We start from the raw sequence: 25806 nt of genomic DNA, 5'->3' as shown, positions 1-25806 counted from the left end.
CGTCTCGTCGCATGAAGTCTTCCGAGTTCGAACTGTGTAACAAGAACGGCGTTAAAGACATTGTCGAAGTTCAGATTGGTTACGACGGTCTGGCTGTAGCCAACTCCGTTAAAGCCGCCAGCATGGACCTGACCTTGCGCGATCTGTATCTGGGTCTGGCCAAGGACGTGCCAAACCCCGACGGTTCTGAAGAGTTGGTTCCCAACCCTTACAAAACCTGGAAAGAGGTTAACCCTGCCCTGCCGAATGTGAAAATCGAAGTGGTTGGTCCACCTCCAACTTCCGGTACTCGTGATTCATTCAACGAGTTGGGTGTTGAAGGCGGCTGTAAGACCTTCAGCTGGTTGAAGGATCTGAAAAAGAGCGATAAATCTCGCTACAAAGCGGTATGTCGCAGCATCCGTGAAGACGGTCACTACATCGAAGCCGGTGAAAATGACAACCTGATCGTTCAAAAGCTGGAATCCAACCCCGCTGCTCTGGGTGTTTTCGGTTACTCCTTCCTGGAAGAAAACACAGCCATTGTTAAACCAGTGAAAATCGAAGGTGTTGAGCCTGGTATGGAAACTGTATCCAGCGGTGAGTACCCAATGTCTCGCTCTATGTTCTTCTATGTTAAGAAAGCACACGTGGGTGTGGTTCCGGGCATTCAGGAATACGTTAATGAGTTCACCAGCGAGCGCGCCTGGGGTACCAGCGGCTACCTGGTCGACAAAGGTCTGATTCCTTCTGCCGATCAAGAGCGTCGTCAGTGGGCTGCTCAAGCCAAAAAAATGAAAACCATGACCGGCAAAGAGTTTAAATAAGTAACTCGTACCGATTGATGGTAATGAACTGGCCCGCTGGCGGAAGCCACCGGGCCTTTTCTTCTTAAACTGTCTTTCTTCTTAACCGGTCTTTTCTTTCTTAGAGATAAGATCACCGTATAATCTGCGTTTTTTGCCGCAAGCCCGGCGACGATCAACAATGGGCTTACGTGAAAAAATGCTTTTTGGGAGTTTTGCATGCAAACCGGAAACCTGTTGATGGTGCTGGCGGTGATGATAGGCGTCGCTTACTTTTTAGGGCATGTGCGCGCCACGGGATTGGCGCGACCTCTCGGGGGCATTCGCCACCTGCATTCCCTGCCGTTTTACTTCTCGATGCGCTCGGCGCTCTGGTGTGCGCTGCCAGCTCTGTTGGTTATGGGCACCTGGCTGGCGTTCGACGATTCGATCATTCGCACCATGGTGCTCGATACTCTGCCGGCGGACATCGCCCCGGCGGATGAATCGGCTCGTAACCTGATGATCAGTCAGATTCAAAACGTGGCCAGCGGGGCTTTGCCGCCCTCGTTTGTTGATCCACAGGTGGCGGCTGCCGCGGAGCGTCTCAGTCGCATACAGTCCACCAACACCATGGCGGTTACCGTTGTGGTGTTGGTGCTGGCCATCTTTGGGGGTGCCTGGGCCTGGTTGAAAGTCTCCCCCGAGATGCGCGCCCGCCAACAGGTTGAGAAGGTGTTGCAGTGGATGTTTATGCTCTGCGCCACACTGGCGATTCTAACGACCGTGGGGATTGTGGCTTCGGTATTGTTTGAATCGCTGCAGTTTTTCGGGCGCGTGCCTTTCACGGAATTTATGTTTGGTCTGCAGTGGAGTCCCCAGACAGCATTGCGAAGCGATCAGGTGGCGGCTCAGGGTGCCTTCGGTGCGATACCACTGTTTGTGGGTACGCTGTTGATTTCGTTTATCGCTCTGTTGGTCGCGGTACCGGTGGGGTTGATGTCGGCGATCTATCTGGCGGAATACGCTCACCCCAAGGTGCGCTCTTTTGCCAAGCCAGCGCTGGAAGTGCTGGCGGGTGTGCCGACGGTGGTTTACGGCTTCTTCGCGGCACTCACCGTTGCGCCGTTTATTCGCGATCTGGGTGAGAGCATTGGTTTGAATGTGTCGTCGGAGTCGGCACTGGCGGCCGGTCTGGTGATGGGGGTAATGATTATCCCGTTTATTTCTTCGCTGGCAGACGATGTTATTACTGCAGTACCTCAATCCCTGCGCGACGGTTCACTGGGGCTGGGCGCGACCCATTCCGAAACCATCAAGAAGGTGATCCTGCCCGCGGCGCTGCCTGGCATTATGGGCGGTATCCTGTTGGCGGCTTCAAGAGCTATCGGTGAAACCATGATTGTGGTTATGGCGGCGGGTCTGGCCGCTAATCTGACGGTCAATCCACTGGAAGCGGTGACCACGATCACAGTACAGATCGTCACCCTGCTCACCGGTGATCAGGAGTTTGACAGTGCTAAAACACTGGCCGCGTTTGCTTTGGGTCTGATGTTGTTTGTTACGACACTGGCCATGAACGTACTGGCGTTGCATATCGTTAAAAAATACCGTGAACAATACGATTGATTGGACTCTGGCGGTTACACGCCAGTGGAGAGTTAAAGCATGAGTAAGACTACAGAAAAGGTACGTCAAACACTGGCCAAACGTTATCGGTCGGAAAAGCGCTTCCGGGCGTTTGGTATTGCTTCCATTGCCCTCGGTTTGCTGGCGTTGGTGGTACTGTTTACGGATATTATTGGTAAGGGTCACAGTGCCTTTATTGAGCATCGGGTCACGCTGGAAGTGAGTTTTGATCCGGATGTCCTGCAGATCAGCGATATTAACGATCCGGACCAGGTCACCTATGCCAATTACATCGGAGTCATTCGCGAGGCCATCGGTGAGCAGTTCCCTGAAGTGCAGGAGCGATCCGGCAAGAAGCAACTCAATGGTTTGATCAGTTCCAGTGCGGAATTTGACCTGCGGGATATGCTGCGTGAGGATCACTCACTGCTGGGTGAGTCCCGCACTGTGACGCTGCAACTGGACGATGCCGCCGATTTGTTTTTCAAGGCCAGCGTCGACAAGCGCGACGGAGTCCGGGTATCTGACCGGCAGAAAGACTGGCTTCTGACTCTGGAAGAGCGCAATCTGGTGACCTCGGGCTTCAATCAGTCTCTGTTTACCCGCGGCGATTCCCGCGAGCCGGAGCAGGCGGGCATGTTGGGCGCCGTTCTCGGTTCGCTGTTTACCATGATCGTGACACTGGTGCTGAGCTTCCCCATCGGGGTCGCCGCAGCGATCTACCTGGAAGAATTTGCGCCGAAGAATAAGTTCACCGACTTTATCGAAGTGAACATCAACAACCTGGCCGCGGTACCGTCGAGTATTTTAGGTCTGCTGGGTGTGTCCATTTTTATCGGTCTGTTTGGTATGCCGCGTTCGATTCCGCTGGTGGGTGGTATTGTACTGACACTGATGACGCTGCCGACCATCATTATCTCCAGCCGCGCAGCCATTAAAGCGGTACCCCCCAGCATTCGCCAGGCGGCCATGGGGTTGGGTGCGTCCAAGATGCAGGTGGTGCTTCACCACGTCCTGCCGCTGGCGTTGCCGGGTATGCTGACCGGTGCCATTATTGGTATGGCTCAGGCACTGGGTGAGACAGCCCCGCTGCTGATGATCGGCATGGTGGCCTTTATTGTTGAATTGCCCGCCGGACCGGTTGATCCGGCCACCGTATTACCAGTACAGATCTTCTTGTGGGCTGGCAGCCCGGAGCAGGCTTTTGTGGCACTGACCTCCGCCGCCATTATGGTGTTGCTGGCCTTCCTGATTACTATGAACACCATTGCAGTGCTGCTGCGCAAACGCCTTGAGCGGCGTTGGTAATAACCGTTAACGAGGACAAAAGTATGGATATCGCCCAGCCACTGGACAAAATCCCTGCCAGCACCAATGAGAGTGCGGCAAAAGAAACCATCAAACATCAGGACAGCGTCGATCAGGATACGCCGGTTCCCGCCAAGCCTATGGGCAATCCGTTTGTGGATGACCCCAAAATGAAACTGCGGGATGTGGAAGTTTTTTATGGCGATGAGCAAGCCATCCACGGTATCAGTCTCGACATTGGTAAAAACGAAGTGCTGTCCATGATTGGACCGTCGGGTTGTGGTAAATCCACCTTCCTGCGTTGTCTGAATCGCATGAACGACACCATCGACATTTGTAAGGTGAAGGGCAACCTGCATCTGGAAGATCAGGACCTCTACGATCCCAAGCTGGACGTGGTGGAGCTGCGCGCGCGCGTGGGCATGGTGTTTCAGAAGCCTAACCCTTTCCCTAAATCCATCTACGACAACGTGGCTTACGGCCCTCGCATCCACGGATTGGCGAATCGTCGTTCCGATCTGGATGAAATTGTCGAAACCAGTTTGCAGAAAGCCGGTTTGTGGAAAGAGGTAAAAGACCGTTTGCATTCACCGGGCACTGGCTTGTCCGGTGGTCAGCAGCAGCGTCTGTGTATCGCCCGTACCATTGCTGTCAGTCCGGAAGTGATTCTGATGGATGAGCCCTGTTCAGCACTGGATCCGATTGCCACCGCCAAAATTGAAGAGCTGATCGCCGAGCTGAGTCAAAACTTCACCATTGCGATTGTGACTCACTCCATGCAACAGGCAGCTCGGGTTTCTCACCGCACGGCCTACTTTCACTTGGGCAAACTGGTCGAAGTGAACGATACGGAAAAAGTGTTTACCAACCCCGATCACAAGCTGACAGAAGCTTACATCACTGGTCGTTTTGGTTAAGTTGTTCCCCGGATTAGAGCTTGGAGTGAAGCATGGATAATTTAAATCTCGATCAGCACATCTCGCGGCAGTTCAACGCCGATCTGGAAGAGCTGAAAACCCAGTTACTGGAAATGGGCGGTCTGGTGGAACAACAAACCATCGACGCCGTCACGGCGATTACCTCTGCAGATTCCGACCTGGCTGAAAAAGTGCTGGTGACGGAAGAAGAAGTGGATAATCGTGAAATCACCCTGGACGAAAACTGCACCATGGTGTTGGCACGTCGGCAGCCTGCGGCTTCGGATTTGCGCATGGTACTGGCCGTGGCCAAGATCACCCGCGATCTGGAGCGCATGGGCGATGAGGCTCACAAGGTGGCCAAGATGGCGATTCACCTGAATGAACATGGTGAAGCGCCCCGCGGGTACGTAGAGCTGCGCCACATTGGTTCTCTGGTTCATCAAATGGTGATCATGGCACTGGATGCGTTTGCCCGTTTTGATGTGGATCTCGCGGTCAAGGTGGCTCACGAAGATACAAAAGTGGATCAGGAATACAAGTCGGCCATGCGTGAGCTGGCCACTTATATGATGGAAGATCCCCGCTCGATCTCTCGGGTGATGAACATCATCTGGTCTCTGCGGGCACTGGAGCGTATTGGTGATCACGCGGCGAACATCGCCGAGCACGTGATTTATCTGGTGAAAGGTCTGGATGTACGCCATATCAGTGTGAAAGAGATGGAGCGTCAGATTAGCGAAAGTGAGTAATACTTAAATTTCGTCATTGCGAGCGTAGCGCGGCAATCCATGTTTTGCACTTAAGCATACTACAGAGTGCTAACAATGGATTGCCGCGTGGCCTAGAGCCCCTACTGTCGGCGCTATCGCTCCTCGCAATGACGATTCTCTTATCCTGTAAACGGATCGATTATATTAAGGGGCTTAGTTACTGCCCTGCTGTTCAGCCGTCATCAACTTCTGCAAATACGCCTGTGATGCCTGCCCTATCTCGCCACCACCTTGCGCGGCCTGCTGAAAATAGCGGATCGCATCCGAGGTTTTATCCTGTGCCAGAGTGACTTCTCCCAAATGGAACGCGCCAATTTGCGTTGGCAGCAGATTGCTGCTCTGCACCAGATCCTGTTCGGCGCGCGCGTAGGATTTTAATTGTTTGGCAGCAATGCCGCTGCCTAACAGCGGTAAGAAATATTCCGGGTAGAGTTTGTGAGCCTGATTAAAGCTGTTCAAGGCGCCTTTAAAATCGTCCTGCTTGAGTTGAAATTGCCCCTTGGTGGAATAGAACAACTCCTCTTTTGGTTGCAACCTGATGGCCTTGTTCACCAGTGACATGGCCTGATCCATATTGCCGCCGTCGGCGGCTTTAAGCGCTTGTTGATTGGCGTCGTAAGCAGGCTGATCTTTTTTCACCTGCCGCACGGCTCGTTGGAACGCCTGTTGGTTGCGCACGCCGGGTGTGAGTTTGGTGGCGTGGTTGCGGTTGGCAATGACCCGCTCGACGGACGGTGGATGACTGGCAAACAAACCGTCCACCCAGCTGGCGTTGTGACCTTCCGAGAGTTCGACAAACGTTTCCTGTAACTCCACGGCCGCTTCTGGCTCGTAACCCACGCGGGCCATGTATTTCATGCCGTAACGGTCAGCTTCCAGTTCTTTGTCGCGACCGTAGCGGGACTGGATCAGTGCACTGCCCAGTTGCGAGCCCATACCGATCAGTTCGCCATAGCCTGCCTGGCTGCCAATGATGCCGGCAATTTGCCCGCCCATACCCAAGAGCATGCCCTGAGTCATTTGCTGGGCGCTGTGTCCTGCTGCGGCGTGAACAATTTCATGAGCCAGGACCGCCGCCAGTTGTGCTTCATCGTCGAGTTTGGAGATCAGGCCGCGGTTGATGGCGATCTTGCCACCGGGCAGCGCCCAGGCGTTGGGCACATCGTTATTCAGCACCACGAATTCGTAAGGCAGATCCGGTCGGCCGCTCACCGCTGCCAGTTCTTTGCCAATCCTGCTGACATAGAGCGTTAATTCAGGATCGAGGGTGTACTGACCGCCCTGCGACTGCTGTGAGGGTGCGTATTGCTGTGCCCCAATACTGAGTTCCTGAGTGGGAGAAATCAGGGATAGTTCCGACGCGCCAGTCACCGGGTTGGTGGTACAGCCGGTGATCATCAGCAGTGCCAGTAATGTGCTGGCGATATAAGCGCGATAGCCCATAGCAATCTCCTTATTGGTGTTATTCACGTATAATGCCTGTCTTATATATCCGACATTATATTAACTGAGAATGAATACAACTATGACGAATGCGTTGCAAGTGATTGAGCTCTTTGCCGGTATTGGGGCAGATGGCAAGCCCGTGGCAGAACGGTTACAAGTGATTATTCACGAAGATAACAGCTGCCAACTGGTGAAATCACCGGCGTTTGTCAAAGGCATTGCCAGTGGCGATTTGATCAAACTGGAAAAAGGCGATGAAGCATTCACCCTGCTGAAACGCAGCGGTAACTTATCGATCCGTGTCTTCTGCCGCGATGACAGCAGTCAACTGGTGGATGATCTCACCCCGCCGCTGGAAAAACTGGGTGGCGAGCTGGACATCGAAACACCGCGCATGCTGGTGTACAGCATCCACGTCAGCTGTGGCTTTCAGCAGATTGAAAGTATCCTCAACGGCGTGGCCAGCGACGATGTGGCCTGGATGTACGGCAACGTCTACGATCCCAACGATGGCGTGACCCCATTGAACTGGTGGCAGGACATTCTAAAGCCTGAATAACCCCTCCTTTACGGAATACCGGAACCGAGAACTCAACATGTTACTTGTGATATCCCCCGCGAAAAATCTGGATTACGACACCCCCGCCAAGACCAAGCAGAGCACCCAGCCGGACTACCTCGACGAAGCTCAGCTGCTGATCGATGAACTGAAAGATCTGGCGCCGCAGGACGTGTCCAAGCTGATGCACATCAGCGATAAACTGGGTGTGCTCAACTACGACCGCTTTCAGCAGTGGTCGCAGCCGTTTACCGCCGACAACGCCAAACAGGCGGTATTGGCGTTTAACGGCGACGTTTATACCGGTCTGGATGCCGACAGTTTCAAAGCGGATGATTTCAAGTTTGCCCAGAAGCACCTGCGCATTCTGTCTGGCCTCTACGGTCTGTTGCGGCCACTGGATCTGATGCAGCCCTACCGCCTGGAAATGGGTACCAAGTTCGACAATCAGCGCGGCAAGAACCTGTACGACTTCTGGGGCGAAACCATCACCGAAGGGCTCAATAAGCAACTGAAAAGCCTGAAAGCCGAGGTGCTGGTGAACCTGGCTTCCAACGAGTATTTCAAGTCGGTGAAACCCAAAGCGCTGAACGCCGAGATCATCACTCCGGTGTTTAAAGACTGGAAAGGCGATAAATACAAAATCATCAGCTTTTACGCCAAAAAAGCCCGTGGTCTGATGTGCGCCTATGCCATTCAAAACCGCATTACCGATGCTGAAGATCTGAAAGGCTTCGATTACGAGGGTTATAGCTTCAACGAAGGGATGTCATCCGCCAAAGAATGGGTCTTTACGCGCCAACAGGAGGCCTAAGCCTCAACTCTTTGGGCAATCGGCCGATCACTTACTTTGCGGAATAGACACATTCCGTCAAACGTCGAGTGTAAAACGTCTTCCTAAACCGGAAACAATGCGCTGGGCATGGTGTGCAGTGTAAGTTGAGGCAGGTATAGGCATGGCGTTACGGTTTTTGGTGGTGGATGACGCTTCATTTATCCGCGATATGGTGAAGAAGCAACTGCGGGACCGGATTCCCGGTGCCGAGGTCTATGATGCCAATGACGGCAACCGCGCCATCGCCCAGCTGAAAAAGCAGCGTATCGACGTGATCCTCAGCGATTGGGAAATGCCCGGTATGAGCGGTGAAGAACTGCTGCGCTGGGTTCGATCGGATGACACCTATAAAACCACCCCCTTTATCATGGTCACCAGTCGCGGCGACAAGAGCTTCGTGGTCAAAGCCATTCAGGCCGGGGTGTCCGACTTTATCACCAAACCCTTTACCTCCGACGAGCTGACCAAAAAAACCGTCAAACAGCTCGCCAAGATTGGCAAAAGCCCCAAAGACGCTATCAAAACAGCCGGATCCGGTGATCGGGTAGCCTTTGCGTCAGTGGATGTGCTCACCGGCGGAGGCGGCGCCGAGAAAAAACCGGAAGCAGCTGCAGCCAAACCCGCAGCCAAAAAAGCCGCCAAAGCCAAGGCCCAACTGCGCTTTGCCACAGTCACCTGCCCCTGCGTGTTAACCGACATGAGCCTTCAGGCCGTGAATGGTTTGATGCAGCGCCAGGACAATCTGCCGGCCCTGTTTGAACAGGCAGCGGTGGATATCGAAATCGGCCAGGAAGTGGCGCGGCTCAACGGTTATCTGCACAGTATTGCGGCGGGCGACAATAAAGTAGACACTTCCATCATCAAATTCACGGTGCGCTTTGTGGATAACGACCCCGAGAAGTTCGAGGCCCTCTCGCGATTTATCGCCAAAAACCGATAGCCGCGATTTCTCGCCAAAAATCGCTCATTGCGGTTTATCGTTAAAAGCAGCACCCAACCGACAAGGCCTTGCTGCTATGACCTCCAAACCTTTTTCACAGGCCTGTGAAAACAACAAAACACCGATTCTCGCCGTGTTGCAACAGTACTTCACCGAACCCGGCAAAGTGCTGGAAATTGGCAGCGGTACCGGCCAGCACGCGGTCTTCTTTGCTGAACACTTACCCCACTTGCAATGGCAAACCAGTGACCTGGCGGAAAACCACAGCGGTATTCAGAGCTGGATGGCGGACTACACCGGCGAGAACCTGCTGCCACCCCTGACGCTGGATGTAGGCAAAAATTCTTGGGATTTCGGCCCTGTTGACGGCGTGTTCACTGCCAATACTGCCCATATCATGGCGTGGGATGAGGTGCTTATCATGCTCGAAGGCGTGGGTAAGATCCTCAAATCCGGTGGTAAGTTCGTGATCTACGGGCCGTTTAATTACGGCGGCCAGTTCACCAGCGACAGCAATGCCCGTTTTAACGAGTGGCTCAAGGTACAGGCACCCCACCGCGCCATCCGCGATTTTGAGGCGGTCTGCGAGGCGGCATCAAAGCAGGGTTTGAGCTTTGTGGACGATATTGAAATGCCGGCTAATAACCGCTGTTTGGTGTTTGTTCGAGATCCGGCTTGACGGGTCCGAGTGTTCTAGTGCTTTAGTGTGGGTTGGTTTGATTCTCTGTGAGTTCAAGCACGCTTTCAGATCGCAATAGTGTTCAATGAGTCGTTGTTAAGTCAGAATTTCATTTTTGCTGGATAACCGGGAACCGGTTTTAACTGCCACAAGGATGTGTATGAAAACTGATCTTTTTTATGATGGACAATTCCTTAAATGGAACAATAAAGGTTTAACCTTCAAAGCCACTTCAGGATTACCTGAACATCAAATACCAGGTGAACAATGCATCCCGGATTCAGGACCTATACCTGAAGGCATCTATAAAATATTTATTGCAGATCATGGGGTTGCGGAAGATGATGGACGTGGCATTTGTGCATTAAAACCATCTTGGGGAATACAGGAAATACCCAGAGGGTCAAAGGCTGGGCAATGTGAGCCTTATTGGGCAAATTGGGGTAAAAACAGGGCAAGAATGGAACCTGCCGACGAGGAGACAAAAAAGCACTGCGCACCTATTACCCGGGGAGGCTTTTATCTGCATGACTCCGTGAAAGGGTATAGTCATGGATGCATTGAGGTAGAGACTGAAATATTTACGCACTTGCGGACGTATCAATCGGCTTCCAATAATCAGACAATACTCATTCAAGTGCAGTATGTTACAGGGAGGCCAACTAATGGCGGCACTAAGATATAGCTTTTTACTGGTATTTTTATTGTCTTCCTGTGCGCACTCAGGGAACACAAATGAGATTGTTGTTAACAATCAGGTTGAAGGTTGTTTTACCGTTGTAGACACAGATTTGGATACCAGCGCAGAACCCGTGATTTTAAAGACGTCTATTAGCACAGGGAATGCAGGAGCAGAGTGTGTGTGCAAGTCAGCTCTCATGAAATATGAGGCATCTCAAAACGCGGGTGCTAACGTCGCTACATTGATGTCTGGAAGTTTTTCGATTTTAAACCGAAAAACTATCACCCTCCCCGTGACGTCTCAAAAGCAATTGCTTTATCCGAACATTCCAGTTCAAATTCATTTTTCTTGCTCAAATCTTTAAATACGGGGCTCAATTCGTCTCAGCTTTAAACGGCAAATACCCCGCACAATCCTCCCGGTAGGCTTCCACTCCGGGAGTTTCCCTCTGCAGAAAATCCTCCACCGCAGCGTGAAAACGCTCATCGGCCAGCCAGTGTTGTGAATAGGTGAGCGTCGGTTCAAAGCCCCGCTGGATTTTGTGTTCCCCCTGAGCGCCGGGATCAAACACCTGAATCCCCCGCTCGATGGCAAACTCAATGCCCTGGTAGTAACAGGCTTCGAAGTGCAGGCCGGGGATCTCTTCCAGGCAGCCCCAGTAGCGACCGAACAGGTGGGTGTCGTCAAAGAAGCACAGCGCCGCCGCGATGTTATCCCCTTCATGCTCCGCTTTGACCATCAAAATCTGTTGGCCCAGATTGCGGGCAATGGCTTCGAAGAATTCGCGGTTGAGGTAGCCCGTGTTGCCGCTGCGTTTCAGGTAGGTGGTGTGGTAGAAGTAATAAAATTTTTGCCAGTCGTCGTCGGTGATCTGATCGCCCACCAGCCGTGTCAGTTTGACGCCGGACTCGCTCACACCGCGTCGCTCCCGGCGAACAGATTTGCGCTTACGTGAGTTAAACGTGTCGAGAAAATCCTCGAACGTCTCATAGCTGCGGTTATACCAGTGGAACTGGCAGCCGACTCTCGAGAGCGTTTGATCTGATAACCAGAGTCTTTGCTGTTCCGGTGGATAAAACAGGCAGTGCCAACTGCTCCAGTGGTGTTCCAGACAGGCTGCGGACAAAAACTCGCTGACGCATTTCAGCATCGTTTGCGCTTCCACCCCCTCGGCCAGTGCCAGTCTTGGACCGCTGGCCGGCGTGAAGGGAATGGCACACAGCAGTTTGGGGTAATAATTCAGCCCGTTGCGGCGGTAGGCGTCGGCCCACGCCCAGTCGAATACGTATTCGCCGTAGGAGTGGGTTTTCAGGTACAGGGGCATGGCGCCGATCAGTCGGCTGTCCTCGTGAATCAGCAGGTGCTTGGGCGTCCAGCCGGTTTCGGCTTGAGTGCAGCCGGAATCCTCCAGCGCTGCCAGAAATCCGTGCTGAATAAAGGGGTAGTGAAAACTCTGGCTCTGGGTATCGCGGTTCCAGAGCGTGTTCCAGTCATCGGCGGAGACGTCGTGGATCGAGTCAATCAGCCTGAAATCGGGCATGTCAGGGAGTCTCCATTATTCGCTGTGTTCCATGCTATCCAGCACCTGTCGGTAGCCCTGTTGATAGGTGGGGTACTGAAAGTGATAGCCACTGTCCAGCAAGCGCCGGTTGGAGCAGCGCTTGCTGGCGCGGGTGGCGGCTTCTGGGCCAGGTTGCAGATGGTTGGCCGGATAGCCCATCTGTTCCGCCAGCCACTGTTTCACTTCGCCCAGCCCTGAGGGTTGGCAGTCGCTGGCCAGATACAGGGGCTCAATGCTCGTCTTCTCTATAACCTGCCGCTGCATCAGATGTGCCAATACACCCGCGCAGTCGTCCACATGAATGCGATTGCTGTAGAGCGTGCCCTGAGTGTCGGCGGGAGCGCCCTTGCCATCGCGCACCTGCTGAATCAATCGCTGGCGACCGGGGCCGTAGATGCCGGAAAAGCGCACCACGCAGGTGGGATAAGCGCTGTCGTTGAGCAGTTGTTCTGCTTCCAAAAGACGTTTACCGGCGTAACGACGGGGTTCGGTGATGGAATTTTCGTCGATCCATTCGCCCTGCTGCTGGCCGTACACACTGGAGCTGGAGACAAACAGGATCAGTTGCGGTGGTGCTTGTGCATCCAGCACCTGCAACAGGTTTTGCAGCGTGTGGACGTAGGCTTGCTGATAGCCTTCATCGCTGTATTCGCTGGGCGTCATGGTGATGACGATGACGTCGGAGTGCGGCGGCAAGCTGGCACGCAGGCTGTCCGCATCGGCGAGATCCGCCTGTCGGTAGTCGATACGGGGGTGCTCGCAGCGGGAGCGACGTATGCCCACAATTTCAGTGTCCACCGGCAGACGGCTGGCCAGCCGCTGGCCGATATCGCCGCAGCCGAGCAGAGTGACGGTGGTCAGGGGGCGGGTGGTTGAAGCGCTGGTCATGAAACTCCCGGATTTGAGTCAAAGAAGGTGTCCAATATCAACCTGAAAATTTATCAAGTCAAATGTAACTAATAGTTCTCGTCTATAGGTACTCTGTGCCAGAATAAGGCCATTCGTAGATAGAAACAGGCTGCTGCAATGACGCTGACAGAACTTCGCTACATCGTAACCCTGGCACAGGAACAGCATTTCGGACGCGCGGCGGAACGCTGCTTTGTGTCACAGCCGACACTGAGTATCGCCGTCAAAAAGCTCGAAGATGAACTGGGTGTTGCGCTGTTTGAGCGCTCCAAAAGCCGGGTTCAGTCGACGCCGCTGGGCGAGAAGATTATTGCACAGGCGCAGCGGGTTCTGGAACAGACCGCGCTGATCAAAGAGATGGCCACCGCCGGTAAGGATCAGCTCAGCAGTCCGCTGAACGTGGGTGCGATCTTTACCATTGGCCCTTTCCTGTTTCCGCATTTTATCCCCCAATTGCAGAAGATTGCCCCGGATATGCCTCTTTACGTGGAAGAAGGCTACACGGCCACTTTGCGTCAAAGGCTGCGTAAAGGCGATCTGGATGCGATTATCGTGGCCCTGCCGTTTACCGAGCCGGATGTGGTTACCCAGACGCTTTACGACGAGCCGTTTGTGGTGCTGATGAGTCATGACCACCCGCTGGCGGCCAAGGACGAGATCGTGCCGTCCGACTTTGATGGTCACCCGGTGCTGCTGTTGGGCGAGGGTCACTGTTTCCGCGATCAGGTGCTGGAAGCCTGCCCGAATCTGCAGCCCAGTCTGGAAAACCACACCGCCACCCGTTTTGCCTCCGAAGGCAGCTCGCTGGATACCCTGCGTCACATGGTGGCCTCCGGCTTGGGGATCACCATTTTGCCGCTGTCGGCGGCGGGCTCCAATTATTCGCCGGATGTGCTGGTGACCCGGCCTTTTGCCGATCCGGCGCCCCAGCGTACCGTGGCGCTGGCCTGGCGGGCGAGCTTTCCCCGTCACAAGGCCATTGACCGTCTGCGTCAGGCCATCAACCAGTGTCAGATGAAGACCTGATCCGTGAATTCGGTAGTGAACAGCGCTCCGTCTCTGGCTCAGGTTGAGGTTACCGCGCTCAAAGGCGTCGGTGCTCAGCTGGCGGATAAGTTGGCGAAAATCCATATCCACTCCATTCAGGATTTGCTGTTTCACCTGCCCCTGCGTTATATGGATCGCACTCGGGTGACCCCTATCGGCGGTGTGCAGCCCATGGCCAGTGTGGTGATTGAAGGGGAAATCCGGGCCAGTGATGTGGTCTTCGGTCGCCGTCGAAGCCTGATGTGTCGGTTGCAGGACGGCAGCGGAGTGATCAGTCTGCGGTTTTTTCATTTCACCGCCGCACAGAAGAAGCGGCTGGTGCCCGGTGCCCGGTTGCGTTGTTTTGGCGAGGCTCGCCGCGGTGCCTCCGGGCTGGAGCTCTATCACCCGGAATACGATTTTCTCGACGGCGGCAGTCCTCCGGCGCTGGAATCGCGACTGACTCCGGTCTACCCCGCCACCGAGGGCATCACCCAGCAGCGACTGCGCAAGCTCACCGAACAGGCGCTGGAGCTGATGGGCAGTCACAGTCTTCAAGAATTGATCCCCGATGATGCCTGGAAACGCGAAGCCTACCCGCTGAGCGAAGCGCTGGCGTTTCTTCATCACCCCCCTAAAGACGCTCCCATTGATGAATTGCTGTTGGGCACGCACCCCTACCAGCAGCGGCTGGCGTTTGAAGAACTGCTGGCGCATCACCTGAGCATGTTGCGGGTGCGACAAAAGATTCAGGCCGAAGGCGCGCAGCCGTTGCCAACGCCCCAGCACCTGCTGGACCGCTTTCAACAGCAGCTGGGTTTTACCCTTACGGGTGCCCAGCAGCGGGTAGCAGCTGAGATTGCCGCCGACTTGTCCCAGCCCTTTCCCATGCTGCGTTTGGTGCAGGGGGATGTGGGTTCCGGTAAAACCGTGGTGGCGGCACTGGCGGCTTTGCAGGCGGTGGGCAATGGGTTGCAGGCGGCGATTATGGCGCCGACGGAAATCCTCGCCGAGCAGCACCGCCAGAGCTTTACCCAGTGGCTGGAGCCGTTGGGCATTCAGGTTGGCTGGCTCAGCGGTAAACAAAAGGTGGCCGACCGCCGCGAGCAGTTGGCGGCGATTGCCAGTGGCGAGGCTCAGGTGATTGTCGGCACCCATGCGCTGTTCCAGGATGACGTCACGTTCGCTGATCTTGGCCTCACAATCATCGACGAACAGCACCGTTTTGGTGTTCACCAGCGCCTGGCTCTGCGGGAAAAAGCCAAAGACAAACGCCGTTCTCATCAGTTGATCATGACCGCAACCCCTATTCCTCGCACCCTGGCCATGAGTGCCTACGCCGATCTGGACTGCTCGATCATTGACGAGCTACCGCCGGGTCGGACACCGGTGTCGACGGTGGCCATCACCAACGAGCGCCGTCACGAGGTAGTGGAGCGGGTGCGCGCCGCCTGCCTCGAGGGGCGACAGGCTTACTGGGTATGCACCCTAATTGAAGAGTCCGAAGCGCTGGAGGCGCAGGCGGCCGAAGCGGTAGCTCACTCTCTGAGTGAGTCATTACCGGACATTCGTGTGGGGCTGGTTCATGGACGCTTGAAGGCTGCCGATAAAGAACAACAGATGACCCTGTTTAAGACGGGTGAATTGCAGCTGCTGGTGGCCACCACCGTGATTGAGGTGGGGGTGGATGTGCCCAACGCCAGCCTGATGATTATTGAAAACCCCGAGCGACTGGGGCTGGCGCAATTGCACCAGCTGCGCGGTCGGGTCGGACGCGGTTCCGCTGCCAGTCACTGTGTGCTGTTGTACGGCTCGCCGTTATCACAGTACAGTCGTGAACGTTTAAAAGTGATGCGCGAAACCAACGACGGTTTTGTCATCGCGGAGAAAGATTTGGAATTGCGCGGCCCCGGTGAGGTCCTGGGCACGCGACAAACCGGCGAGGTGAATTTCCGTCTGGCGGATTTGCAGCGGGATGGCTTTTTGCTGCCGCGGATCAAGGAAGTGGCTAGCCATATTATGACAGTCCACCCAGAGGTGGTGGACGCGCTGATCAGCCGCTGGCTGGGCAGCAGTGAGAACTATGCTAGTGTCTAGAGATATGCCTGCGCTTAGCGCTGGCCAGATGTATTTAGGAGAAGATTGTGCCGGTTCCAACCAGTGTTTCGCAGTTACTGGAGAAGCAGAACGTCAGTTATTCGGTGGCGTTGCGCCCTGATGACAGTAATGTCTACAGCATCAGCGATCTCCCCCATGAACAGCACCTTCGTGAAGTGGGTGCAGCTCGCTCGCTACTGCTGCAGGATGGTGAAGGTCGAGTACAGGTCATCGCCAGTGCCGATGGGCTGTTTGATATTCACGAGGCCAATCAGTTGCTGGGGCGCGATCTGCAGCCGACCTGCAATGACGAGCTAAAAGGCTTTCTCGACAAACACCAACTGACGTCCGTTCCGGCGCTGCCCAAACTGGGTGGCTTGCCCACTCTGGTGGATCAGCGCTTGCTGGACAAGCAGTTGGTACTGCTGGATTCGGGCGCCGATGAGCTGCTGGAAATCCATCAAGAGGATTTTGCCCTGATGGTCTCCGGTGCCATCGTCGGTGACATCACCGTATCGCTGGACAGTCTCGAACAGAAACTCAAAACCCGGGGGCCGGATGAAGAGGAATTGCTGGCGGCGGTGAAAACCTTTACCGCGAAGCGCATCAAGCAGCGCCTCGAAGAAACCCTGGAGCTTCCTCCATTACCGGAAACCGCACAGCGGATCATCAATCTGAGAGTCGACCCCAATGCCGATGTGGGGGATCTGGCCAACATCGTCGAAGTCGATCCCAGTCTGGCGGCGCAAGTGGTTAGCTGGGCTTCCTCCCCCTATTACTCGGCGCCGGGAAAAATTCGCTCTATCCACGATGCCATCGTTCGCGTGTTGGGTTTTGATATGGTGCTGAATTTGGCACTGGGCCTGGCGCTGGGGAAAACCATGTCGATTCCCAAAGACGGTGTCCACGGCGCTACATCCTACTGGAAACAAGCGGTGTATACCGCCGCCACGGTAGAGGGGCTGGTCAGAGTCATTCCTCGCGAGCACCGTCCTGGTTTTGGTATGGCTTACCTCTCTGGTTTGTTGCACAACTTCGGCTGGCTGGTTTTGGCCGAAGTCTTCCCGCCGCAGTTCAACCGAATTTGTCGGTGCATGGAAGTGAATACTCACATGCCGCCGCACCTCGCAGAGTTCTATATCCTGGGGGTGACTCGCGAGCAGATTGCCAGCTGGCTGATGCAGCTGTGGGGCATGCCGGATGAAGTGATCATCGCACTGCGGCACCAGAACAACAGCAGCCCTGCCGAGGTCGAGCACGGCGAATACGCCAAGTTGGTGCTTATCGCTCAGCGGCTGCTGCAGCAACACGGCATTGGCCAGGGACCGCGCCAGGGGATCCCAGACGCGTTGTTCCGTGAGTTACAACTGGACAGAGACAGAGCGCAGCAGGCGGTTGAAGCGGTACTGGAGTCCTCGGAAGAGCTGGATAATATTGCCCAGCAGTTGCAGGCATAAGCCTGCAGCGGGCTTGATCGTTAATCGCTAGTTTTCTGGCTCAGACCAGACGGCGTACTCGTTGCCGTTGGGATCGCTGAAGTGGAAGCGTCGGCCACCGGGGAATGAGAAGATGTCTTTGAGGATAGCGCCACCGGCTGAGGTGACTCTGGCGAGGGTGTCTTCGAGAGCGTCGCTGTAGAGCACCACCAGTACGCTGCCGTTTTCGGTGGTGGCCACCCGATCCGATTTGAAAAAGCCGCCGTCCAGGCCGGCATTGTCGAACGCGACGTATTCCGGGCCATAATCCACAAACGACCAGTCAAACGCCTCGCCAAAGAAGCGCTTGGTGGCTTCCAGGTTGCGGGCGGGGAGTTCAACGTAATTGATTTTGCCGGTTTCTTTCATAGGGGCTGTCATAGGGTCTGAGTCCATCGTGCTGATGGACTTCAGCTTAGCTCATCTTAAGGCTTGCCGCTGTTTTCAAACACTTGCTGATTCCAGGCATCTTCACTTTTAGCGACGGTCATCGTCACCATCGAATCGCCCGTCACATTGACCGCGGTGCGGATCATATCCAGCAGACGGTCGACGCCGATGATCAGAGCGATGCCCTCCACCGGCAGACCCACTTGCTGCAGCACCATGGCCAGAGTAATCAGCCCTACACCCGGCACACCCGCGGTGCCAATAGAGGCCAGTGTGGCGGTCAGTACCACGGTCAAATACCCCGTGAGGCCAATATCAATCTGATACGCCTGGGCAATAAACGCGGTCGCGACGCCCTGCATAATGGCGGTGCCGTCCATATTGATGGTGGCACCCAGCGGGATAGTAAACGAGGCAACGCGGTTATCCACACCCAGTTTTTCCTCGGCCGTTCTGAGTGTCACCGGTAGAGTGGCACTGCTGGACGAGGTGGAAAAGGCAAACATCATCACCGGTCGCAGATGCTTGAAGAAGGCAATCGGATTGACCCGCGTCAGCAACTTGAGCATCAGGCCATACACCCCAAAGCAGTGCAGCAGCAGCGCCAAAACCACGGTGGAAAAGTAGAGGCTCAGTTCAATGATGGCGCCCGCACCCAGTTCGGCAAACAGCTTGGCCAGCAAACAGAAAACACCGTAGGGGGCCAGCTCCATCAGGATGCCGACCATTTTCATGATGACCGAGTCCAGATTGACGAACCACTCGCGCACGGTCTGGCCGGCCTCACCACAGCGAGAGATGGCTATCCCCATCAACAGTGAGAAGACAATCACTTGCAGCATATTGCCCTCAGCCATGGCTTTCACCGGGTTGCTGGGGACAATACTGACGAGGACGTCCTTGAGGGAGGGAGCGTTCTGGGCCGAAAAGGCAGTGGCGGCTTCCAGTCCGATGCCGTCGCCGGGGCGAATCAGGGCACCCAGCAGCAGCGCCAGGCTGATCGCGACAGCGGTGGTAACCAGATAGAGTGCGAGGGTTTTACCCGCCATGGCGCCCATACGGGAGTTTTCCCCGAGTCCACTGGAACCACACACCAGTGAGACAAACACCAGCGGTACAACCAGCAGTTTGAGCGAGGCGACAAACATCTTGCCCACCGCATCCAGCACGCCATTGACCAAGATGTCGTCCAGCCAGTGTTGCAAGGTGGAACCGGACAAGCCACTGTTGTCGATCAGGTTGATCAGTATGCCAACCCCCAGGCCGGCCGCCATGGCAATTAAAATCCGTGTTGTCAGGCTCATGCTGAAGTAACCTCCTGGCTGTTGGTGTGCAAAATCGTCTCCTGTAAAACAAAAAAACGAAAGCCGGGGCTTTCGTTTTTAGGGCATTAACTGTTGGGGCATTGAGGGGCTGATAGGCCTCTGTCAGCAGAGCTAATACACTTCAGTGTTTCTAACACACTCAGTTAACGGCGTCCTTCAGGGCTTTACCGGGTTTAAAACCGACTGAGGTGCTGGCTGGAATCTGAATGGTTTCACCGGTTTTCGGGCTGCGGCCGGTGCGGGCGGCACGATGACGCTGGGTGAAAGAGCCAAAACCGACCAGGTTGACGCTGTCGTCACGGCTCAGGGCGTTAGTAATTTCTTCGAAAATGGCTGAAACCACATCGTTTGCTTTGTCTTTCGGCAGGTCGGCGGTATTGGCAACCGACTCAACTAAGTCACTCTTGTGCATAGGAAATTCCTTATAAAAACGCAGTTTTTGTTATTATCGACCCGCATTAAACCAATTGGCTTGGCGGTGGTAAAGCACTTCTTGTCCCCGGCTGCTGTAATTCCGAACAATTTGATGATTTATGCTACCGATTTCCCTGAAAAACGGTGCCCATAGTTGGCACTCGGCCACTGCCCTGACACTCAGTCTGCAGGGCCAGTCACAGCACGTTCAGTCAAAACACAGCACCCTACTCGACTGGCTAAAGCACCCGGGCTCGCTCACCGCCCGGCTGCAGGCCCACAGTCAGGGTGCGTTTTCGGTCGAGGTGCTGACGCAACACTGGGGTCGAGCGGAACCCATGGAAGCCAGAGCGCTGGGGATCTCGCCGCGCGCGCGGGTGTTGATTCGTGAAGTCATCCTCAAAGGCCACAACCAACCCTGGGTGTGGGCCAGAAGCCTGCTGCCGGAGCGCTCTTTAACCGGCTCACTGCGGCATTTGCGAAAACTCAATAACCAGCCGCTGGGTGGTTGGTTGTTCAAACAGCCATCGCTGCAGCGGGACCCTCTGGAGATCAGCTGTTTCGGCCAAGGCGATAGCCGTTTGCCGGCTGCTGTTGTTCAAGGTTGTGATGCACAGCTGCAAAACCAGACCCTTTGGGGGCGTCGCTCTGTGTTCTACGTTCAAAACAAGCCCATTCTGGTGGGGGAAGTGTTTCTGCCGGATTTCATCGATACCCTCTAGCCGTTACACTGCCGACGCCCGTGTAGATACTTAATTAGACGTCCCTAGATACTTAGTCAGACGTCCGTAGATACTCAATTAACAGAAAGCCACAACATGACTCCAGCCAAGAAGAGAAAGTCCAAGAAGCCAAATCGCCCACCGCAGAAGCCAAAGGCTGCCAAACCGGCCAGCCGTGGGCCCTCGGCAAAAACCGCGAAGGCTGCACCAAAGCGGTCGGGCCCGTTGTCGGGGTTGCTGGTCTGGGATCACCTGCCCTACTACTGGCAGCTAACCCGTATGAATCGTCCCATTGGCTGGCTGTTGCTGCTCTGGCCGACGCTGTGGGGACTGTGGCTGGCCGCCGGTGGCTTGCCTGATTGGGATGTACTGCTGATTTTCGTATTGGGGGTGGTGTCCATGCGCGCGGCTGGTTGTGCCATCAACGACTACGCCGATCGCAACGTGGATGGTCACGTCAAACGCACCCGCGAGCGGCCTCTGGCCAGCGGTAAAATTCAGCCGAAGGAAGCGTTGGCGGTGTGTGTGCTGCTGTGTCTGCTGTCTTTTGTACTGGTGTTGTTTACCAACAAGCTGACGATTCTGCTGTCCCTGGGCGCGGTGGCGCTGGCCGGCTGTTACCCGTTTATGAAGCGCTATACCCATCTGCCGCAAGTGGTGTTGGGTGCTGCCTTTGCCTGGAGTATCCCCATGGGCTTTGCCGCCCAGACCGGTGAGGTACCCGCGGAATGCTGGCTGATTTACACCGCTGCAGTGATCTGGACGGTGGTTTATGACACCTTCTACGCGATGGTGGATCGCGACGACGATTTGCGGATTGGGGTGAAATCCACCGCCGTGCTGTTTGGCGATCAGGATCGGGTGATGACCGGCAGCCTGCAGGTGATGGTTATCGTGACCCTGATGATGGTGGGTCAGCGGTTTGAGTTGGGGTCGGTCTACTATCTGGGACTCGTGGCAGCCTCGGGCTTGTTTGTGTATCAGCAATACCTGATTCGCCATCGCGATCGGGATCAGTGTTTCAAAGCGTTTCTCAACAACAACTGGGCCGGATTTGCGATTTTCGCCGGTATTGTTGCGGACTATCTTCTTCGATAGCGGCTCTTAGCGTCGCTATCCTCCTTCAATGGCTGGTTTCAGTGAAAGGCTGTTGCTGTGTGGGGTGTGTCACAGATTGGCCTGAAAACGGAAAATCTGACAGTGGCGCTATGTGACAGCTATATTTAAACCCGAGGCTGTAACAAAAGATTCACAAAAACACTATTTAATGCCCGTATCAGAAAACAGCAAAGGCAGAGATGATGCCCCAGAAAACAATATTGATCGTCGATGATGAGTCCTCCATCCGGGACATGCTCCGCATTGCTCTGGAGATGGCGGATTATCACTGTATGGAGGCCGAAGATGCACAGCAGGCGCACAGCCTGATCGTGGATCGCAAGCCTGATCTGGTGCTGCTGGATTGGATGCTGCCGGGCACCAGTGGTATCGAGCTGGCCCGTCGCCTGAAGCGTGACGAGGTGACTTCGCAGGTGCCCATTATTATGCTCACCGCCAAGGGCGAAGAGGATAATAAAGTACAGGGACTGGAAGTCGGTGCCGATGATTACATCACCAAGCCCTTCTCGCCTCGCGAACTGGTCGCGCGCCTGAAGGCGGTTTTGCGTCGTACCGATACTCTGGCAGACAGTGGCCCGATTACTGTTGACGGTTTAACCCTCGATCCTGTCAGCCACCGTGTCACCATCAATGACACGCCAGTGCAGATGGGTCCTACCGAGTACCGTTTGCTGGAATTCTTCCTGACGCACCAGGAGCGTGTTTACACCCGCAGCCAGCTGCTCGATCACGTCTGGGGCGGCAATGTGTATGTGGAAGAGCGCACCGTGGATGTGCATATCCGTCGCTTGCGCAAGGCGCTGCAACAGGACGATCACGACCGTTTTGTGCAAACCGTGCGCGGTGCGGGATATCGATTCTCGCTGAAAGTGTCTGCCGTGAAAGAAATTTGAGGGTTGTCACCCGTTTGCGGTGTGTCATCTTTACTGGACTTTCCGCGCCACATGAATACAGTGTGATGTTTCAGTCTTCGGTCTAAGTCAGACCCAGGGCACAGAGTCAAAAGGTAGAGGGCTTGATGAAACGCACACTGGTAATTTCAGCGATGATCCTGATGTCAGCTCTGGTTGCTGGTGGTTGTACCAGCGCCAAAAAAATTGGCAAGGAGATTGGTCATACTACCCGGGACGTTACACGTGACATTGGCCATGCCACCCGTGATGCGGCCAAAGAAGTTGATCAAGCGGTTGATGAAGCCATTACTGACGATCTTTAAGGTCTGTAACGTGCCGATCACTGTGCAAAAGCAAGGGTTGTCTAACCCATTGCCATCCCAAATCATCACTCATCATTCAGCCTTGTCTTGCTGGATTGAATCTCAGATCCGTCGTCAGCACCCGCTTTTTCAGTACCCATTGCCAGTCCGGCACTTCTTAGACTCCACAGCTGTTGGTCAACCACGACCAATCAGGCAACTCAGTCAACAGCACGAAGGGAATCAACATTGAACAGAGGTTTTTCCGCTGAAATCCGGCGGATCATTGTTTGCACACTGGTGTGTGTGGTCTTCGGATTAATGAATGGCTACCTGACCTGGACACTCATTGCCGGTGGCGCAGTCTACATGGCCTGGATGCTGTGGCAAATGCATCGTCTGGATGCCTGGCTGCAAAACTCCCGTCGTATTCAGCCACCTGATGCCAGCGGTATCTGGGGTGACATCTTCGATAATATTGTGCGACTGCAGAAGCGTCAGCGGCGTGAAAAGAAGCGTCTGCAGGCGGTGGTCAAACGCGGACAGGAAATCACCTCTGCCCTGCGCGACGGTATTTTGTTACTCGACCGTCAGGGCAATATAGACTGGTACAACGCCGCTGCCGGTCACCTGTTGCACCTCAGGCATCAGGACCAGGGCAACCCGATCTTCAACTACGTGCGCCATCCCGTATTCATTCAATACATGGACAAAGGGGAGTATACCGAACCTCTCGATCTGCCCTCGCCTCATACCGGTGATGTACATCTGCAATATCAGATTACCCGTTTTGGTCAGGGTGAATGTCTGGTTCTGGTGAGAGACGTCACCCGCCTGCACAAGCTGGAGCAGATGCGCAAAGACTTCGTTGGCAATGTCTCCCATGAGCTGCGCACGCCGCTCACCGTCATCCGCGGTTATGTGGAGACCCTCAGCATGTCACCGGATCTGCCGGCGCCCTGGGAGCGAGCCCTGCAACAGATGGAGCAGCAAGGGATTCGGATGACCAGCCTGATTAACGACCTGTTGGCGCTGTCCAAGCTGGAAACGGACGATCGCCACAATACGCACAAACCGGTGGCTCTCAAACCGTTACTGCAGCGAATCCGCGGTGACGCAATAGCATTCTCCGGTGATCATCAGCACAGTTTCAAACTCAACTGCCCGGATAACCTGGCGCTGCTGGGTAACGAACAAGAGCTGCAAAGTGCCTTCTCCAATCTGATATTCAACGCCGTTAAATATTCAGCGGACGGCAAAGAAGTGTCGATCGATGTGGAGCAAAGCAGTCTGGGTTTAAATGTGGCCGTTACCGACGAAGGTGAAGGCATCGACACCGTTCATCTTCCCCGCCTGACAGAACGTTTCTACCGCGTGGATGGCAGTCGTCAGTCAAAAACCGGTGGCACCGGTCTGGGGCTGGCGATCGTCAAGCACGTACTGTTACGTCACGGCGCCAAGCTGGATATTCAGAGTAAGCTGGGCAAAGGCAGTACCTTTACCTGTATGTTTCCGATTCAGAGTGTGGTGACGGAGGCGAAGTCGGCGTAAGTGATCATGCGCCGCGTTCCACACACTGATTTGCTTCTAAAGCATTAATTGTAAAAATCAAATCAGTCCTTTGAATGGCTTACTCTGTCACCGAATGAGAAAGGAATCTCATCGGTGGTCAAATCAGTTGGCATTAGCCTCAATCTTGTTGAACACATTACAGCATCCAAGCTACCATTCGGCCATACAAAAGGAACGTGTATAGACACGCGCTGTTCACTCGCCATCACTCCAAGGAAAAGGAGCCTCCCATGCTTGGTATTTCTTCGTCCCTTTCCTTCAATGAATTGCACAAAATCAAGCTGATAGTAAGGCTAATTCGTACCTATGGGGGAGTGAGTTCAATCGGAGAGTGTTTTTCTTTGTGAAATAGAACTGCTCAATTTTGAAAGTAATGGCGCTGTTTATAGATTGTATTTTTAACAGTTGGCATTAAATTGATAGCCCATTACCAAAACTTGTTTACTTATTTAGCTACCGACTTAAGAAAAGATCAAAGGATTGACATATGAAGTTAGTAAAATCCGCTTCAGGCTTGCAATTAAGCACCCCTGAAACAGGGAAGACGGTAATCTTTACCCCCAACACCCAAAAAGACGCCTTGATACTGGAACAGGCGGCAAAGGCGGGTTACTACTATCCCTTAATGGCATTGAAGCATCTAAAAGCCTTGTCAACCGGCCTAACCGGCAAAGACAATGTGTTTATTCCCAATATCAATGATTTTAAAACAAACAGCTTTCAGCAAGTCGTGGTGTACGTACCAGGTATTGTGGCCACGGTAGAGCGCCGTCCTAATGATGTGTTAGCCATTACAAGCCTAGCGCTCAGTGATGAGTATCAGAGTATTTCGAAGGGGAGCAGGGAGAAGCCAGGTGTCTATACCGTTACAAAAGCTGGTAATGATGATCTCGATGTTACTTATAGGAATAATGGTCGAATAACTTCGAAAGACGACCGGAAAGTGGTTATTGCTGATACGTCATATAATGATCCAAAGCAAGCTGCTCGTGAGGTGGTTAAAAGACTAGACAAGATGTTTGGTGGTAGTGCCGCGTTAAAATGCGATTTTGACTTGTTTTACTCCCCGTTGGGCAGCAAGTTAAAGGGCATGCGCAATTATAATCCGACGATTGTTAATAAAACTTATGCATTTTCAGGTTTATTAGCGAACGCTATAGAGCAATCTAATAATAAAAAAGGTGTAGAGTGGACATCTGAGCGGGCTGGCTCACTGGTGCTAACCCAATCCTTAATGACTTTGACTGCGAAAAATGTTTCCTTTAAGGGGCAAGACCACATAGTAAAAATGTGCTGGGCCAGATCTAACCCTAGAACCACTTATGACGCTGCCACAAAATTGGGGATGCTGGCAGATAAAGATTTACTCAATAGCAACAGTACATTTAAGGCGACTTTAAGCGCTACTTTAGGCAATGCCGCAAGGGCTAAAGATAAGAATGACCCTTATTCTTGGGGCGACTATGGTA

General features: G+C 54.2%; 26 protein-coding genes. 20 read left to right on the top strand and 6 right to left on the bottom strand.

The window, feature by feature from the left end; translation table 11 throughout:
* From ACTG33_RS08575 to phoU, 5 genes are all read left to right on the top strand, one after another.
* The coding region (locus ACTG33_RS08575; RefSeq protein ID WP_439134791.1) for a substrate-binding domain-containing protein at positions 1–806 on the top strand (806 nt) is incomplete at its 5' end.
* A 198-nt stretch (positions 807–1004) separates the two neighbouring features.
* Positions 1005–2393 (top strand): phosphate ABC transporter permease subunit PstC, encoded by a 1389-nt coding sequence (gene pstC, locus ACTG33_RS08570; protein WP_439134790.1) that lies wholly within the window; start codon positions 1005–1007, stop codon positions 2391–2393.
* A 39-nt stretch (positions 2394–2432) separates the two neighbouring features.
* Entirely contained in the window at positions 2433–3701 is a 1269-nt protein-coding gene (pstA, locus tag ACTG33_RS08565; RefSeq protein WP_439134789.1) for a phosphate ABC transporter permease PstA, read from the top strand.
* 140 nt (positions 3702–3841) lie between these two features.
* Positions 3842–4618, top strand: a complete 777-nt coding sequence (gene pstB / locus ACTG33_RS08560; RefSeq protein ID WP_439134792.1) for a phosphate ABC transporter ATP-binding protein PstB — start codon at positions 3842–3844, stop codon at positions 4616–4618.
* A 32-nt stretch (positions 4619–4650) separates the two neighbouring features.
* Complete coding sequence (gene phoU, locus ACTG33_RS08555; protein WP_439134788.1) at positions 4651–5370, top strand: phosphate signaling complex protein PhoU; 720 nt, start codon at positions 4651–4653, stop codon at positions 5368–5370.
* Positions 5371–5544: 174 nt separating this feature from the next.
* On the opposite strand, the gene ACTG33_RS08550 is transcribed toward phoU, so the two are convergent.
* On the bottom strand, positions 5545–6861 hold the full coding sequence (locus ACTG33_RS08550; RefSeq protein WP_439134787.1) for a M48 family metalloprotease: 1317 nt from the start codon (positions 6859–6861) through the stop codon (positions 5545–5547).
* A gap of 55 nt (positions 6862–6916) precedes the next feature.
* On the opposite strand from ACTG33_RS08550, the gene ACTG33_RS08545 reads away from it, so the two are divergent.
* The 6 genes from ACTG33_RS08545 to ACTG33_RS08520 all read left to right on the top strand — a co-directional run bounded on the left by ACTG33_RS08545 (position 6917) and on the right by ACTG33_RS08520 (position 10896).
* On the top strand, positions 6917–7396 hold the full coding sequence (locus ACTG33_RS08545; RefSeq protein ID WP_439134786.1) for a DUF4265 domain-containing protein: 480 nt from the start codon (positions 6917–6919) through the stop codon (positions 7394–7396).
* Positions 7397–7433: 37 nt separating this feature from the next.
* Positions 7434–8210, top strand: a complete 777-nt coding sequence (gene yaaA / locus ACTG33_RS08540; protein WP_439134785.1) for a peroxide stress protein YaaA — start codon at positions 7434–7436, stop codon at positions 8208–8210.
* A 142-nt stretch (positions 8211–8352) separates the two neighbouring features.
* The gene (locus ACTG33_RS08535) at positions 8353–9171 is read left to right on the top strand and encodes a response regulator (protein WP_439134784.1); all 819 of its coding nucleotides are present in this window, start codon (positions 8353–8355) and stop codon (positions 9169–9171) included.
* Positions 9172–9247: 76 nt separating this feature from the next.
* Positions 9248–9850, top strand: a complete 603-nt coding sequence (locus ACTG33_RS08530) for a DUF938 domain-containing protein (RefSeq protein ID WP_439134783.1) — start codon at positions 9248–9250, stop codon at positions 9848–9850.
* A gap of 160 nt (positions 9851–10010) precedes the next feature.
* A complete protein-coding gene (locus ACTG33_RS08525) occupies positions 10011–10535 on the top strand; it encodes a tlde1 domain-containing protein (RefSeq protein WP_439134782.1) in 525 nt (174 codons plus the stop codon).
* Positions 10495–10896 carry a DUF2195 family protein gene (locus tag ACTG33_RS08520; RefSeq protein WP_439134781.1) on the top strand — a complete coding sequence of 134 codons (402 nt, stop codon included), beginning with the start codon at positions 10495–10497 and terminating at the stop codon, positions 10894–10896. The genes ACTG33_RS08525 and ACTG33_RS08520 overlap by 41 nt, the downstream gene beginning before the upstream one ends.
* Positions 10897–10905: 9 nt before the next feature.
* Here ACTG33_RS08520 and ACTG33_RS08515 read toward each other — a convergent pair whose 3' ends face one another.
* Both ACTG33_RS08515 and ACTG33_RS08510 read right to left on the bottom strand, forming a co-directional pair.
* Positions 10906–12072 carry a GNAT family N-acetyltransferase gene (locus ACTG33_RS08515; protein ID WP_439134780.1) on the bottom strand — a complete coding sequence of 389 codons (1167 nt, stop codon included), beginning with the start codon at positions 12070–12072 and terminating at the stop codon, positions 10906–10908.
* Positions 12073–12087: 15 nt separating this feature from the next.
* Positions 12088–12981: an SDR family oxidoreductase gene (locus tag ACTG33_RS08510; protein WP_439134779.1), complete on the bottom strand. Its 894-nt coding sequence runs from the start codon at positions 12979–12981 to the stop codon at positions 12088–12090.
* A gap of 138 nt (positions 12982–13119) precedes the next feature.
* Here ACTG33_RS08510 and ACTG33_RS08505 point away from each other — a divergent pair, with 138 nt between their 5' ends.
* Genes ACTG33_RS08505 through ACTG33_RS08495 form a run of 3 tightly spaced genes read left to right on the top strand, consistent with a single transcriptional unit; the run spans position 13120 to position 17582 of the window.
* Entirely contained in the window at positions 13120–14028 is a 909-nt protein-coding gene (locus tag ACTG33_RS08505) for a hydrogen peroxide-inducible genes activator (RefSeq protein ID WP_439134778.1), read from the top strand.
* Positions 14029–14031: 3 nt separating this feature from the next.
* Positions 14032–16125, top strand: a complete 2094-nt coding sequence (recG, locus tag ACTG33_RS08500) for an ATP-dependent DNA helicase RecG (protein ID WP_439134777.1) — start codon at positions 14032–14034, stop codon at positions 16123–16125.
* 47 nt (positions 16126–16172) lie between these two features.
* Entirely contained in the window at positions 16173–17582 is a 1410-nt protein-coding gene (locus ACTG33_RS08495; protein WP_439134776.1) for an HDOD domain-containing protein, read from the top strand.
* A gap of 27 nt (positions 17583–17609) precedes the next feature.
* On the opposite strand, the gene ACTG33_RS08490 is transcribed toward ACTG33_RS08495, so the two are convergent.
* The 3 genes from ACTG33_RS08490 to ACTG33_RS08480 form a co-directional block, all read right to left on the bottom strand.
* On the bottom strand, positions 17610–17981 hold the full coding sequence (locus ACTG33_RS08490) for a VOC family protein (RefSeq protein WP_439134775.1): 372 nt from the start codon (positions 17979–17981) through the stop codon (positions 17610–17612).
* A 44-nt stretch (positions 17982–18025) separates the two neighbouring features.
* Positions 18026–19294, bottom strand: coding sequence for a dicarboxylate/amino acid:cation symporter (locus tag ACTG33_RS08485; protein ID WP_439134774.1), 1269 nt, complete (start codon positions 19292–19294; stop codon positions 18026–18028).
* A 160-nt stretch (positions 19295–19454) separates the two neighbouring features.
* Positions 19455–19727 carry an HU family DNA-binding protein gene (locus ACTG33_RS08480; protein ID WP_439134773.1) on the bottom strand — a complete coding sequence of 91 codons (273 nt, stop codon included), beginning with the start codon at positions 19725–19727 and terminating at the stop codon, positions 19455–19457.
* 121 nt (positions 19728–19848) lie between these two features.
* Here ACTG33_RS08480 and ACTG33_RS08475 point away from each other — a divergent pair, with 121 nt between their 5' ends.
* The 6 genes from ACTG33_RS08475 to ACTG33_RS08450 form a co-directional block, all read left to right on the top strand.
* Positions 19849–20451: a chorismate--pyruvate lyase family protein gene (locus ACTG33_RS08475; protein WP_439134772.1), complete on the top strand. Its 603-nt coding sequence runs from the start codon at positions 19849–19851 to the stop codon at positions 20449–20451.
* A 96-nt stretch (positions 20452–20547) separates the two neighbouring features.
* Positions 20548–21549, top strand: coding sequence for a 4-hydroxybenzoate octaprenyltransferase (gene ubiA, locus ACTG33_RS08470; RefSeq protein ID WP_439134771.1), 1002 nt, complete (start codon positions 20548–20550; stop codon positions 21547–21549).
* A 203-nt stretch (positions 21550–21752) separates the two neighbouring features.
* Positions 21753–22463, top strand: coding sequence for a phosphate regulon transcriptional regulator PhoB (gene phoB, locus ACTG33_RS08465; protein ID WP_439134770.1), 711 nt, complete (start codon positions 21753–21755; stop codon positions 22461–22463).
* Positions 22464–22588: 125 nt separating this feature from the next.
* On the top strand, positions 22589–22786 hold the full coding sequence (locus tag ACTG33_RS08460; protein WP_439134769.1) for a hypothetical protein: 198 nt from the start codon (positions 22589–22591) through the stop codon (positions 22784–22786).
* Positions 22787–23014: 228 nt separating this feature from the next.
* Entirely contained in the window at positions 23015–24316 is a 1302-nt protein-coding gene (phoR, locus tag ACTG33_RS08455; RefSeq protein WP_439134768.1) for a phosphate regulon sensor histidine kinase PhoR, read from the top strand.
* A gap of 508 nt (positions 24317–24824) precedes the next feature.
* The coding region (locus ACTG33_RS08450; RefSeq protein ID WP_439134767.1) for a hypothetical protein at positions 24825–25806 on the top strand (982 nt) is incomplete at its 3' end.

Origin of the sequence: Pseudomaricurvus sp. (genome assembly GCF_965662505.1) — a bacterium.
Taxonomy (GTDB): Bacteria; Pseudomonadota; Gammaproteobacteria; order Pseudomonadales; family Cellvibrionaceae; genus Pseudomaricurvus.
This window is presented reverse-complemented; position numbering and strand designations above follow the sequence as displayed.

Bases quoted from the DNA above. Each gene is read 5' to 3' on its own strand.
- ACTG33_RS08515 (WP_439134780.1), bottom strand. From the start codon at position 12,072: ATGCCCGATTTCAGGCTGATTGACTCGATCCACGACGTCTCCGCCGAT.
- phoU (WP_439134788.1), top strand. From the start codon at position 4,651: ATGGATAATTTAAATCTCGATCAGCACATCTCGCGGCAGTTCAACGCC.
- ACTG33_RS08505 (WP_439134778.1), top strand. From the start codon at position 13,120: ATGACGCTGACAGAACTTCGCTACATCGTAACCCTGGCACAGGAACAG.
- ACTG33_RS08485 (WP_439134774.1), bottom strand. From the start codon at position 19,294: ATGAGCCTGACAACACGGATTTTAATTGCCATGGCGGCCGGCCTGGGG.
- ACTG33_RS08480 (WP_439134773.1), bottom strand. From the start codon at position 19,727: ATGCACAAGAGTGACTTAGTTGAGTCGGTTGCCAATACCGCCGACCTG.
- ACTG33_RS08475 (WP_439134772.1), top strand. From the start codon at position 19,849: ATGCTACCGATTTCCCTGAAAAACGGTGCCCATAGTTGGCACTCGGCC.
- phoB (WP_439134770.1), top strand. From the start codon at position 21,753: ATGCCCCAGAAAACAATATTGATCGTCGATGATGAGTCCTCCATCCGG.
- ACTG33_RS08460 (WP_439134769.1), top strand. From the start codon at position 22,589: ATGAAACGCACACTGGTAATTTCAGCGATGATCCTGATGTCAGCTCTG.
- ACTG33_RS08520 (WP_439134781.1), top strand. From the start codon at position 10,495: ATGTTACAGGGAGGCCAACTAATGGCGGCACTAAGATATAGCTTTTTA.
- ACTG33_RS08510 (WP_439134779.1), bottom strand. From the start codon at position 12,981: ATGACCAGCGCTTCAACCACCCGCCCCCTGACCACCGTCACTCTGCTC.
- ACTG33_RS08530 (WP_439134783.1), top strand. From the start codon at position 9,248: ATGACCTCCAAACCTTTTTCACAGGCCTGTGAAAACAACAAAACACCG.
- pstA (WP_439134789.1), top strand. From the start codon at position 2,433: ATGAGTAAGACTACAGAAAAGGTACGTCAAACACTGGCCAAACGTTAT.
- pstB (WP_439134792.1), top strand. From the start codon at position 3,842: ATGGGCAATCCGTTTGTGGATGACCCCAAAATGAAACTGCGGGATGTG.
- ACTG33_RS08545 (WP_439134786.1), top strand. From the start codon at position 6,917: ATGACGAATGCGTTGCAAGTGATTGAGCTCTTTGCCGGTATTGGGGCA.
- ACTG33_RS08535 (WP_439134784.1), top strand. From the start codon at position 8,353: ATGGCGTTACGGTTTTTGGTGGTGGATGACGCTTCATTTATCCGCGAT.
- ACTG33_RS08490 (WP_439134775.1), bottom strand. From the start codon at position 17,981: ATGACAGCCCCTATGAAAGAAACCGGCAAAATCAATTACGTTGAACTC.
- ubiA (WP_439134771.1), top strand. From the start codon at position 20,548: ATGACTCCAGCCAAGAAGAGAAAGTCCAAGAAGCCAAATCGCCCACCG.
- yaaA (WP_439134785.1), top strand. From the start codon at position 7,434: ATGTTACTTGTGATATCCCCCGCGAAAAATCTGGATTACGACACCCCC.
- ACTG33_RS08525 (WP_439134782.1), top strand. From the start codon at position 10,011: ATGAAAACTGATCTTTTTTATGATGGACAATTCCTTAAATGGAACAAT.
- pstC (WP_439134790.1), top strand. From the start codon at position 1,005: ATGCAAACCGGAAACCTGTTGATGGTGCTGGCGGTGATGATAGGCGTC.